Genomic DNA, 12,507 nt, shown 5'->3' with positions numbered 1-12,507 from the left:
AAGCTGATTTTTGCAGTCTAGCGCAGCAAAGGTCACGGTTTTAAGCTTTGTCCATGGCTTCACTCACCTCATCAGGAGACACCATGAAAAACATCATCGGTATCTACACCAGTCCACGGACCCATTGGGTTGGCGACGGCTTTCCGGTTCGCACGCTGTTTTCCTACGACAACCTGGGCAAGCACATCAGCCCGTTCCTGCTGCTGGATCACGCCGGCCCCGCTGAATTCACCCCGACCAGCGAGCGACGTGGCGTTGGTCAGCATCCTCATCGTGGCTTCGAAACCGTGACTATCGTTTACAAGGGCGAACTGGAGCACCGGGACTCCACCGGCAGTGGCGGCAAGATCGGCCCCGGCGATGTGCAATGGATGACCGCTGCCTCGGGGATCCTGCATGAAGAGTTTCACTCCGAGGGCTTCGCCAAGAGCGGCGGCACCCTGGAGATGGTGCAGCTGTGGGTCAACCTGCCGGCCAGGGACAAGATGGCCGACCCCGGCTACCAGACGATCCTCGATCGCGACATCCCGAGCATCGCCTTGAAGGACAACGCCGGCAGCCTGCGCCTGATCGCCGGTGAGTTCGACGGTCACAAGGGCGCGGCGCGCACCTTTACCCCGGTCGACGTGTGGGACATTCGTTTGAATGCCGGCAAGTTGCTCACCCTGGATCTGCATGAAGGGCGCAACACCGCGCTGGTGGTCTTGCGCGGCGCGGTTCAGGTCAATGGCCTGGAATCGGTGCGCCAGGGGCAACTGGCCCTGTTCGATCGCAAGGGCGATCGCATGACTCTCGAAGCCAGCGAAGACGCGGTGGTGCTGTTGCTCAGCGGCGAGCCGATTGACGAGCCAATCGTCGGTCACGGGCCGTTCGTGATGAACACCGAGCAGGAAATCCACCAGGCCTTCGCCGACTTCCAGTCCGGGCACTTCGGCCGGATGCACGCTTAACTCGCAGCGCTTAAACACCCGACTCTACACAGGATGAGTAGGCCGGTTTTCAGGCCAGGGATGGCTGTTGCCCAAAAGAAAGAGGAAACGCTCATGAACACTGTCTACGCGGCCAACTTCAACGGCCAGAAACCGACCATCGACCCCAACGACAGCGCCATGCTGTTGATCGATCACCAGAGCGGACTGTTCCAGATCGTCAAGGACATGGACGTGCCCCAACTGCGCGCCAACGCCATTGCCCTGGCCAAGGCCGCGACCCTGCTGAAAATGCCGGTGATTACCACTGCCTCGGTTCCGCAAGGACCGAACGGGCCGTTGATTCCGGAAATCCACGAAGCCGCACCCCATGCGCAATACGTGGCGCGCAAAGGTGAAATCAACGCCTGGGACAACCCGGAGTTTCACGCGGCGGTCAAGGCCACCGGCAAGAAAACCCTGGTGATCGCCGGCACTTTGACCAGCGTGTGCCTGGCGTTCCCGTCCATCGCCGCCGTGCATGAAGGCTACAAGGTGTTTGCGGTGGTCGACGCCTCCGGCAACCACTCGAAACTGGCCACTGATCTGACCGTCGCCCGCCTGGCCCAGGCCGGAGTGGTGCCGATCGACATCATGGCTACGCTCTCTGAGCTGCAAGGCTCGTGGAACCGCCCGGATGCCGAGCAGTGGGCCGCTGTCTACGCCCAGGCCATGCCGCATTATCAATTGCTGATCGAGAGTTACCTCAAGGCCCAGCAAGTGGCGAACGAACACGAGGTGCTGGACTCCCAGCGCTGACCGGTGACCCCACGCCGATTTTCTCTCGGCATCGATAACCTGCGAGGACTACTGCAATGACTACTTCCTACAAGCGTCTGGACAAGGACAACGCCGCCGTTCTGTTGGTGGATCATCAGACCGGCCTGCTGTCACTGGTACGCGACATCGATCCGGATCGATTCAAGAACAACGTGCTGGCCCTGGCTGACCTGGCCAAGTACTTCAAGCTGCCGACCATCCTCACCACCAGTTTCGAAACCGGTCCCAACGGCCCGCTGGTGCCCGAGCTCAAGGCACAGTTCCCGGACGCGCCGTACATCGCCCGCCCGGGCCAGATCAACGCCTGGGACAACGAAGATTTCGTCAAGGCGATCAAGGCCACCGGCAAGAAACAACTGATCATCGCCGGTGTGGTGACTGAGGTGTGCGTGGCGTTCCCGGCCCTCTCGGCGCTGGCCGAAGGTTTTGATGTGTTCGTGGTCACCGATGCGTCCGGCACCTTCAATGAGTTGACCCGCGAATCGGCGTGGAGCCGCATGACCGCCCAGGGTGCGCAATTGATGACCTGGTTCGGCCTGGCCTGTGAGCTGCACCGCGACTGGCGCAACGATATCGAAGGGTTGGGCACGCTGTTCTCCAACCATATTCCGGATTACCGCAACCTGATGACCAGCTACAGCACGCTGACCAACAGCAAATAACTTCGGCATCACGCATCCCCCCTGTGGGAGCGGGCTTGCTCGCGAAGGCGGTGTGTCAAACAACATATACGTTGCCTGACACTCTGCATTCGCGAGCAAGCCCGCTCCCACATTGGTTTTGTGGTGTTTTTGGGAGGGGGTTCATCCCGCCAAATCAATTGCTCCTACACTATGGCCAATCCATGCGATCTTCGCGTTCTTGGCCCTGGCTGGAGTTGCTTGATGCTGTCATTGCTCACTGAACACCCGTTGATCTGCGCAATGGCGCTGATCCTGATCGATCTTGGTTTGTGGTACTTGCTCAGCGCCGTTGGCAGCGCCTGGCGGCTGATGGTGCGGGTGGTGATTTTTTCGTTGTTCAGCCTCCTGCTGTTCAACGAAGGCCTGAACCCGATGGAACCGCCGCCCTGGGCCGACAACGTGCCGTTGCATCTGGCCGCCACCGGCTTGCAGATTGGCTGGTGGTTGTTCGGCGCGCGGACCCTGACCGTGCTGATCGGCGCGGTGATGATGCAACGGGTCGGGCATACCGGACGCTTGCTCCAGGATTTGCTCGGTGCGGTGATTTTCCTGATCGCGGTGATTGCCGCCCTGGCGTATGTACTCGATCTACCGGTCAAAGGCGTGCTGGCGACGTCCGGTGCGTTGGCGATCATTGTCGGTCTGGCCTTGCAAAGTACCCTCAGTGACGTGTTCTCCGGGATCGTCCTCAACACCACCAAACCCTATCAACTCGATGACTACATCTCCATCGACGGCATGGAGGGCAAGGTCACCGACATCGACTGGCGCGCCACGCGCCTGCAGACCTCCCAGGGCTGCATGGCGGTGATCCCCAACTCGCTGGCGGCCAAGGCCAAGATCATCAATTTCAGCCGGCCGAACGACATGTTCGGGATTTCCGTATCCCTGGAAGTGAGCCCCCACGCGAGGCCGAACACGGTAATCGATGCGTTGGAGCGGGCCATGCAAGGTTGCCGTGCGCTGCTGGATACACCGTCGCCCAGCGTCGGCCTGAAAACGGCCAGCAACACCGGAGCGGTCTACGAAATCAGCGGCTTTGTCGCGTCGATGGATGAGAAACGCTCGGTGCGCAATCAGCTGTACGACCTGGCCTACCGGCACTTGCAGGCGTCCGGCGTCAACCTGCTGTCGAGTGTGGAGCCCAATCCGCCGGGCAATCTGTCGCGGCCTCGGGCGCTGCTCGACAGTTCGCCGATTTTCTCCACCTTGCGCCAGGAAGAGAAAGACACCTTCAGCCAGAACATGACCCTGCAATCGTTCCGCGCCGGGGAAACGATCCTGGAGGCGGGAGAGGTCAGTGATCACCTGTTCATCATCGAGTCCGGAGTGGTCACGGTGACGCTGACCCGCCACGGCGTGCCTTTCGAATCCGGGCGCATGGGGCCGGGTGAAGTGATCGGTGAGGCCGGCATTCTTACTGACAGTTCGGTGCCCGCAAAATTTGCCGCGAAGACCTTTTGCTCTTTGTACCGGATTGAAAAGGCGTACCTGAAACCGTGCCTGGATGCCCGTCACGACATCAATGAAGCGATGAAAACCTTGCTCGATTACCGGCTGCACAAAGCGAAAACCCTGACACAGGACCTGCCAGTGCCGGAGGCGAAAAAGGGCTTTTTGCAGTGGTTGCGCAATCGGGTGTGAATGGCCACTGCGCGGAGCAACCTCGCTTCCACAGGGGGAATGCGCTCAAATGTGGGAGCGGGCTTGCTCGCGAAGGCGGCAGTGAGTTCACCAGAAATGAATGGTGAACCCCACACCCGCGCCTCCACCGATAACCAGGAAAGCACAGCCAATGGCCTCCTCGACTTCTGCAAGATTGGCTATTTGTGTAGACCGGTCGTGGGACTAACGTAGTGCCACACCCACTTGCCCTGGAGCACGCCATGAAAACCCGTATCGATTTCTACACCGCTTCCCCAGATGCCCTCAAGGCGATGATCGCCCTTGAAACAGCCGTTTCGAAACTGCCACTGGAAAAAAACCTGATCGAACTGGTCAAGCTGCGCACCTCGCAAATCAACGGCTGCGCCTTCTGCCTGGACATGCACAGTGCCGACGCGCGCAAGGGCGGTGAATCCGAGCGGCGTCTGGCCACGTTGTCGGCCTGGCGCGAAACGCCGTTCTTTACCGAACGTGAACGCGCCGCACTGGCCTGGACCGAATCCCTGACCCTGATCAGTCAGACCCATGCCCCGGACGAAGACTATGAACTGGCCACCGCGCAGTTCGATGCCAAGGAAATGGTCGACCTGACGGTTGCCATCACCACCATTAACGCCTGGAATCGCCTGGCCATCGGCTTCCGCAAAATGCCTCAGGCCTGACATTTTTGTCATCGGGCGGGGATGGGTATGCTACGGACCGTTGGTTTTTGAGTCACCCAACTTGCTTATTTATAGCGGACGCCTCCACTTTGGAGGCGTTTCTGTTTGCGGATTAGCTCTTCTCAGTCAATTTTTCTCTGCGTAATGGCGGGGTTATGGATTTACAGTCTAACGAACTGTAATTTATGACAGTTATATAAATATTGTCTTGATCCTAAGGTCTTTTCGAAATCCAGCGCTTTTCTATGGGAGAAGTTGAAATGGCTAACGAAGAGACTAAGAGATACACGCAGCAAATTTACAGTCTTGAGCGACCTGATTGGTTGCATAACGCGGGACTCAGCAAAGGAATTTTTCATGACAGAAAATCAACTTCTTTAATTGTCCCGGCAGGCAAGGCAATACGTTTTCGGCAATCCTTCCCAGATGCGAGCATGGGGATTACTCTGAATTTGCTGAATGATGACAGCGCAAAAGAGAGCCATCACGTCGTGACCACTCAGTGGAACGTAGTTGTCGCCGCGCATGCCTCTGCCATATTTTTGACGACTCCTTATACCGATACCGCTGGCCAGCAGGTTAATATTGAGGTGGAGTTTGTAAGCGGCGGGGCAAGTTTACCAACCTGGCAGGCAGGTTTGAATGCAGAGAACTTTTTTAATGAGTGGGACCGCTTGGTAGCGCCCTATGCATTGTATATTTCTGATTATGCAATGATTTTAATTCCCGCTAAGGATAAAGAAGTCCTGCGCAGGCTGCATGAAACATCTGGCTTGCAAAGCCTGGCTGCGTACTATGATGGTGTTTTTGAGCACTTCAATTATCTTGCCGGTCTTTCATTTTCCCCGACTGTGCCCACCGATAAAAATATTCCTAATCGTTACTTCATGAAGGCTGACAAATCAGGAGGTGGTGTTGCCTACTATGGCGGAGGGTGGATAGCCGAGTCGAATGATTCCGTTGCGGCCTTTTGGCTGGACACTAAGGGGACCAATTGGGGAAGTATTCATGAAATAGGCCATGGGTATGAGGGCTCATTCATGAGTCACAGTACTATCAATCTTGGAGAGGTCTGGAATAATGTGTTTGCTGCAAGTTACCAGAGTAAGGTGTTGGGCGATGAGGTTTTTCTGAAAGGATGGTTATACAGCGGTGGTGAGGAGCAGCTTTATACAAGAGCTATGGCAGCATTCGACAGTGGGACGGTTGGCCAGGATGTGCAGCTCACATTATTTTTCCTGGTGCTAATGTTTCAACGTGCCAGTGATCAGAGCATTATCGAATTTCACCAGCGCTATCGTCGCATCAGCAATGAGTCGGAGTTTTATGCTGAAAACTATCCGACGATGGATTTTCTGAGTCATGTCACCATCGATGTAGCTAATATAGATGTTTCTGCATTCATGTTATTTGCGGGTGCGTCATTGACGTCAACGCAGGCAATGAAAAATTCTTTTAGCAATGCCGTTCCGGTATACCCTCTTTTTGCACTCGTTCAGCAAAGTAGTTTGAAACAAATCCAAGCTCAACTTGGGTTGAGAAGTCCCTTGGCACTTGTCAGTAGCGCTGATTTGAAAATTAGCGGTTTAACCAGCAGTGTCACGATTAAGTTTGATGAGGCGTTATTGGCTGGGTTGCGAGGAAAATTTCTTTTGTTACGGGACGGGACTGGGGCGGCTAGAGTTGTAAAGATCCAAAGCGCAGTGATTGTAGTAGATAAATTACCCCTGGGGACGTATGCATTACAAATGCCCTCTGTGGGGGATGGGGAGTATCAGAATCTCAGTGTCTATGTGGTGGTTAAAGACGGAGTTAATGAAGTAGATTGCTTGTATGTCAGAAAGTCTGCGAGCGGTCTGGCGGATCAAACTATCAATCTAAGCGGATTGGATGGCGTTTTTTGCAAGCTTGCTGTGGAGGTTTCACAGGGGCGCCTGTTGGTCGATATTGTGAGTCAAAGTCCACACAGTTATTATTCGGGGCAGGTATATGCGGAAGTAGTGGTGATGAATGCCCAGGGTAGTATTGTTTTTCGTCGAGAGATGATGGGTGATAAGACCGAATTGTTCTCTGGGACGGTTTTAATCTCTAAAGAATTTACTATTGAGATAATGCATAAGGAGCCATCGCGTATAGAGGTGTCTAATGCGACGGTATCGGCAGTGATTGATTCGAATGCACAAGTGAATAGGCTGAAAGTGACTGAACGAGGGCTGGTGAATTTAAGTCTCGGCACTCAGGTAGGTCTTAATTTGATGGCTGAAATTGATAAATGTGCAAAGGAGTTTGAAAAGAATCCGCACCTGAGGCTGAATGATGACTTTCCATTGAAGCAAGATATGCGGCGCGCAATTAATACTTTTGGTGGGGCTGATCGCGTTTTTCTTTTCGAGAAGCATCGCACGGTAGAGTTTGTCAGGCCTAAAATTGATGTGGTTGTTTCTGGTTTGGATTTTACTTGGTTCTTACGGGGGAATGGCGGCCGTGATATAGGGCGGATACGCATAAATTTATATGCGCGTTTGGTAGAAATAACGTTTTTTGCTAACTCCGCTGCTCATGAGTACTTTTCCTCGGTATATTTATCAGTTGTGCTGACGTCGGCGACAGGTGAGCCTGTTTATGTTCGAGAACTTCGAGGTAATGCTCCGGTGACAGCAGAAAGTGTTCATTTCCCACTTTTCTCCAATATGGTGGTGAGTGTTATGCATAGAGAACCCACACGTTGCCGAATTAAAGATAATTATAGCCAGGCCGAGACTCCGGTGGGGCATGTACAGCACGCTCAAATCAGGTTTTCTCCAGATTCCTTGAATCTGGCAAGTTACTGGCCAAGGGAAACGGTCGATTCCTGACAAGGATCCTCAATGCGCATCCGCACTCGGTGCGGCCGGTGGTTGTACCTTGCGCATCAAGGGCACCATCGCCGTGGCGATGACGAAGCACACCCCGATCATCAGAAACGCGTCGCCGTAGGTTTGTGTCTGGGCTTCGCGGTAGGTCAGCAACCATAGTTGATGCAGGCTGGCGGTGACCCCGGCGTCACCGCTCTGGCCGAGGGCGGCGAAGTTGTTGCCGACCTGGGACAGCCATTGGTTGAGGGCCTCGTTGGTGCTGTTGAGGTTCTCTGCCAGCCGGGTGAAATGCAGGTTGGTGCGGTCGTTGAGAATCGTCGCGCATGCGGCGATGCCGATGGCGCCGCCCAGGTTACGCATCAGATTGAACAACCCCGACGCATGTTTGAGCCTTGCGGGCGCCAGGCCACCAAGGGTCAAGGTCACGGTCGGCGGCACCGCCAGTTGCTGGGCAATCCCGCGCAGGGCTTGCGGCAGCATCAATTCCCTGGCCCCCCAGTCATGGGTGATCGGGCTGAAATCCCACATCGACAAGGCGAACAGCCCGAGGCCGGTCATCATGATCCAGCGCAGGTCGACGCGGTTGGCCAGAAAGGCATACAGCGGAATCGCCATGATCTGGAACACCCCGGTGGAGAAAACCGCCAGGCCAATGTCCAGCGCGCCGTAGCCACGCACCCGGCCGAGGAACAGTGGCGTCAGGTAAATGGTGGCGAACAGGCCGATGCCGGTGACGAACGAGAAGAAACAGCCGAGGGCAAAGTTGCGGTCCTTCAAGGCGCGCAAATCGACAATCGGATTGGCCACGTGCAAGGTTCGGCCGATGAACGCCAGGCCGGCCAGGCCGCTGATCCACGCAGTGGTCAGGATGGTGCGGTCGCTGAACCAGTTCCAGCGCGGGCCTTCTTCCAGGGTGTATTCCAGGCAGCCGAGGAACAGCGCCAGAAACACCATGCTCAAGTAGTCCGCGCCTTTGAGCAGCGACAGTTCCGGCTGGTCGATTTTCACCAGCATCGGCACGGCCACGGCGACAAAGATGCCGGGGACCAGGTTGATGTAGAACAGCCAGTGCCAGGACGAAATGTCGGTGATCCAGCCACCGATCACCGGCCCCAGGGTCGGGGCCAACGAGGCCACCGCGCCGATGGTCGCGGCGGCGATCACCCGTTGCTTGCCGGTGAAGAATATGAAGGCCGTGGTGAACACCAACGGAATCATCGATCCGCCCAGAAACCCTTGCAGGGCGCGGAAGGCGATCATGCTCTGGATGTTCCAGGCCACGCCGCACAGCAGGCTGGTCAGGGTGAAACCCACCGCCGATGCGCAAAACAACCATCGCGTCGAGAACACCCGCGACAGCCAGCCCGACAGCGGGATCACGATGATTTCGGCGATCAGGTAACTGGTTTGCACCCACGCGGTTTCGTCGGTACCGGCGGAGAGTCCGCCGCCGATGTCACGCAACGAAGCCGAGACGATCTGGATATCCAGCAGCGCAATGAACATGCCGATGCACATGCTGGCAAAGGCGAAGACCTTGGTCGCCGTGGCCATGTTCGCGGCATTGAACGGCTGCGCCGGAGCGGCGAGGGCGCGGCTCATGGCGCGCTCGCAACAGCTGGCGCTTCAGGCTCCTTGCGCGTGTCGACTTCAGCGGTCACCGACAACCCGGGACGCAGGTGGCCGAGCACGCTGTCGGCCGGGTCGAGGTGAATCCGCACCGGCACCCGCTGCACGATCTTGGTGAAGTTGCCGGTGGCGTTTTCCGGCGGCAACACACTGAACTGCGAGCCGCTGGCAGGGGCCAGGCTGTCGAGGTGACCGTGGAATTCCTGACCCGACAGCACGTCCGCATGAATCACCACCCGTTGCCCCGGCACCATGCGTGCCAGTTGGTCTTCCTTGAAGTTGGCATCGACCCACAGACCACTGGCCGGCACCACCGAGAGCAATTGCGAGCCGGCCTGGGCATAGGCGCCGACCCGGGCCCGGCGATTGCCGATCACCCCGTCAACCGGTGCCTTCAATTCGGTGTAGCCGACATTCAACTGCGCCAGATCACGCTCGGCCCTGGCCTGGATCAGGGCGGCGCGGGCCTGTTGTTTCTGGGTGTCGATCACATTCAGCTGGCGTTGCGCGGCCAGCAGTTCAGCCTGGGCGCGGTTGCTTTGGGCCTGGGCCGTCTTGAACGTGGTGTTGGCTCGCTGGGCGCTTTCCACCGAGACGGCGTTGGTGATCACCAGTTTTTTGTAGCGGGCATCGTCATCCCGCGAACGGGTGGTTTCGGCACCGGCGGCGTCGATGCCGGCGCGAGCCTGGCCGATGACGGCCTGTTGCAGCTGTTCGGTCGCATCGAGGTTGGCCAGCAAGGCTTCCTGAGCGGCCACTGCGCCTTCGGCCTTGGCCAGGTTGGCCCGATAGTCGCGCGAATCGAGACGAATCAACACGTCACCGGCCTTGACCTTCTGGTTGTCGGTCACTAGCACTTCGTCTATGTAACCCGCCACTTTCGACCCGATCACTGTGACATCGCCACCGATGTAGGCGTCGTCGGTTTCTTCGATGAAGCGGCCGGCAGTCCACCAATGCGCGCCATACATCCCGGCCAATACCAACGCTGCGATGCCCATTGTCGGCAGCAGCAGGCGTTTGAGCAGGGGACGTTTTGCCGGTTTCACCGGGGCGTCCAGGTCGGGTTCTACGGTGGACATGCTGGTCATGGAGGGATACCTGTCAGGGGCGCTGTTTAATTATTACGGGTGTAATATGACGTATGTAATATTTTGTGGCAAATGGTTTTTGCTGCCGGTCGTCAGGTCCTATTTCAGCCAGTCGCCGGGGGTGATGCCGGTCATGTCCTTGAAGAAGGCGATGAAGGCACTGTCACTGGCAAAGCCCAGTTCAAAAGCGCTGTAGCCGATGTTTCGTCCGGTCGCGAGCAGTTCGATGGCGCGCATCAGCCGCCACTGTTGCCGCCATTGCTGATAACTCATGCCGGTCTCACGCTGGAAGATCCGGCCAATGGTGCGGCCGCTGGCGCCCAGGCGTGCCTGCAGTGCTTGAAGTTTCGGCGGCAGCTTGTCGACGGTCGCGAGCAGCGGTGCCAGGCGTTTGTCCGACGGCAGCGGCAGCAGCATGGGCTGGCGGGTCGCGTCGCGAATTTCGCTCAGGCACAGCCCCAGCAGATGGACGTATTTTCCCTGCCGCCAGGCGGTGTCGAAGCTGGCGTGGGCTATCGACTCCAGTACAGCCCGCAGCAACGGGCTGACTTCGATCACGCAGACCTGTTGCGGCAGGTCTGCGCATAGCTCGGGGCTCAGGTAGATGGAGCGGTAATCGACGCTCTGTTGCATCACGGCGCGATGGGCCACACCGCAAGGAATCCACGCCGCGCGCGAGGGTGGCAACAGGCACAGCTGCTGCGCCAGGGTAATGCGCGTACAGCCCTGGCGGGTAAACAGCAGTTGCCCGCGTTGATGTTGATGCAGGCCCGAATCGTGATCACCGAGGGTTGCGGCGATGCCGATGACCGGTGCGGTGAAGCTGTCGGGATCGAAATGTGCGTGGGCGTCGAGCCAGGCCATGGGTTGTCCGATTTCAGCGATAAATTGGCAGGGTTCTGATAGTACGACAGTCACGATTTCTTAATCTGCACGACAGTTTCCTTTAAGAGTGAAGTCGTGGTGAATGACAAGAAAATCGTGGTATTGGCCGTCGCGCTGCTGATGTTCCCGCAGTTGGCGCAATCGATTTACAGCCCGGCGCTGGCGGACATCGGACGGGCCTTTGCCGTCGGGCCGCAGGCGGCGGCGCAAATGCTTTCCATCTATTTCCTGGCATTCGCGTTCGGCGTGGTGGTGTGGGGCCGGATGTGCGACCTGATCGGGCGTCGCCCGACGATGCTTGCCGGGTTCGCCCTGTACGCCGCGGCTTCGTTGATGGCGCTCAGTGTCAGCACCTTCGATGCGCTGTTGGCGGCCCAAGGCCTGGCCGCGTTTGGCGCAGCGGTGGGCTCGGTCGTTACGCAAACCTTGTTGCGCGACCGCTTCAAGGGGGGGGCACTGGCCCAGGTGTTTTCGCTCATGGGCATCGCACTGGCCGCCAGCCCGGCCATCGGGCTGTTCGCCGGAGCAAGCCTGGTACAAGGCTTCGGTTTTCCAGGCGTGCCGGGAGGGCTTCTGGTGCTATCGGTTGGACTGTGGATGTGGTGCCTGCGGGTTTTACCGGAAACCCGACCACAGCCTGTGGCTTCGCCCGCGCTGTTCGAGACGCTGTGGCAAATGCTCCGGGATCGCGATATCTGGCGTTCGACATTATTGGTGGCAGTCTTCAACATCGGCCTGTTCAGCTACTACAGCCTGGGTCCCTTCATGTTTGAGCGGCTGGGGCTGAGTGCGCAGATGTTTGGCTACAGTGGCGTCATCCTGGCCCTGGGTTCCGGCCTTGGGGCCGCGCTCAATAAACGGCTGCTGCAACGAGGGTCGAGTGGCGCGCAACTGATCCGGGTGTCGGGATTGCTGATGTTGGTGGGTGCCGGTTTCGTCTGGCTGATGGAGGACAGCGCTCTGTTCGTGCTGGCGATGTTGTTGGTGGTACTGGCCTTTGGCATGGCGATCCCGAACATCCTCGGCTCGGCCTTGGTCAACTACGGTGATCGACTGGGTACGGCCGGCGCGCTGTTTGGTTTGCTGTATTACCTGTTGATCGGTGGCGGACTGATGCTGGCGGCCTGGGGGCAGGCATTGGGCGGGACCTTGATGGTATGTGCGGTAGTGGCCTGGATATTGGCGTGGATCAAGCCACAAAAGACTTGGTCATCCAGGGCCGGTGAAGCCGTCGCCTGACATTCTGCTTCGCCGGTTTTCCCGGATGGCCTGTCAGGCGACAGACTTCA

General features: G+C 57.7%; 10 protein-coding genes. 7 read left to right on the top strand and 3 right to left on the bottom strand.

What is annotated here, in order from left to right:
• Positions 1–83 precede the first annotated feature (83 nt).
• The 6 genes from QMK54_RS21900 (at position 84) to QMK54_RS21875 (ending at position 7,613) form a co-directional block, all read left to right on the top strand.
• The gene (locus QMK54_RS21900) at positions 84–950 is read left to right on the top strand and encodes a pirin family protein (RefSeq protein WP_110660414.1); all 867 of its coding nucleotides are present in this window, start codon (positions 84–86) and stop codon (positions 948–950) included.
• Between the two features lie 93 nt (positions 951–1,043).
• Positions 1,044–1,727, top strand: a complete 684-nt coding sequence (locus QMK54_RS21895) for an isochorismatase family protein (protein ID WP_110660420.1) — start codon at positions 1,044–1,046, stop codon at positions 1,725–1,727.
• A 56-nt stretch (positions 1,728–1,783) separates the two neighbouring features.
• Entirely contained in the window at positions 1,784–2,410 is a 627-nt protein-coding gene (gene ycaC, locus QMK54_RS21890) for an isochorismate family cysteine hydrolase YcaC (protein ID WP_007977984.1), read from the top strand.
• Between the two features lie 222 nt (positions 2,411–2,632).
• Complete coding sequence (locus QMK54_RS21885) at positions 2,633–4,075, top strand: mechanosensitive ion channel domain-containing protein (RefSeq protein ID WP_110661476.1); 1,443 nt, start codon at positions 2,633–2,635, stop codon at positions 4,073–4,075.
• Between the two features lie 242 nt (positions 4,076–4,317).
• Entirely contained in the window at positions 4,318–4,758 is a 441-nt protein-coding gene (locus tag QMK54_RS21880; protein ID WP_046043133.1) for a carboxymuconolactone decarboxylase family protein, read from the top strand.
• 260 nt (positions 4,759–5,018) lie between these two features.
• Positions 5,019–7,613: a putative mucin/carbohydrate-binding domain-containing protein gene (locus tag QMK54_RS21875; RefSeq protein WP_320401332.1), complete on the top strand. Its 2,595-nt coding sequence runs from the start codon at positions 5,019–5,021 to the stop codon at positions 7,611–7,613.
• A gap of 9 nt (positions 7,614–7,622) precedes the next feature.
• Here QMK54_RS21875 and QMK54_RS21870 read toward each other — a convergent pair whose 3' ends face one another.
• The 3 genes from QMK54_RS21870 to QMK54_RS21860 form a co-directional block, all read right to left on the bottom strand.
• A complete protein-coding gene (locus QMK54_RS21870) occupies positions 7,623–9,215 on the bottom strand; it encodes a DHA2 family efflux MFS transporter permease subunit (RefSeq protein WP_320401331.1) in 1,593 nt (530 codons plus the stop codon).
• Positions 9,212–10,333, bottom strand: a complete 1,122-nt coding sequence (locus QMK54_RS21865) for an HlyD family secretion protein (protein WP_320401330.1) — start codon at positions 10,331–10,333, stop codon at positions 9,212–9,214. Before QMK54_RS21865 ends, QMK54_RS21870 begins: the two co-directional genes overlap by 4 nt.
• Positions 10,334–10,432: 99 nt before the next feature.
• Positions 10,433–11,197 (bottom strand): AraC family transcriptional regulator, encoded by a 765-nt coding sequence (locus QMK54_RS21860; RefSeq protein ID WP_223592149.1) that lies wholly within the window; start codon positions 11,195–11,197, stop codon positions 10,433–10,435.
• A 99-nt stretch (positions 11,198–11,296) separates the two neighbouring features.
• Between QMK54_RS21860 and QMK54_RS21855 the strand changes: the two genes are divergently transcribed.
• On the top strand, positions 11,297–12,457 hold the full coding sequence (locus QMK54_RS21855; RefSeq protein ID WP_223592159.1) for an MFS transporter: 1,161 nt from the start codon (positions 11,297–11,299) through the stop codon (positions 12,455–12,457).
• Positions 12,458–12,507: the final 50 nt, after the last annotated feature.

It is taken from the genome of Pseudomonas sp. P5_109 (assembly GCF_034009455.1).
Classification (GTDB): Bacteria; Pseudomonadota; Gammaproteobacteria; order Pseudomonadales; family Pseudomonadaceae; genus Aquipseudomonas.
This window is presented reverse-complemented; position numbering and strand designations above follow the sequence as displayed.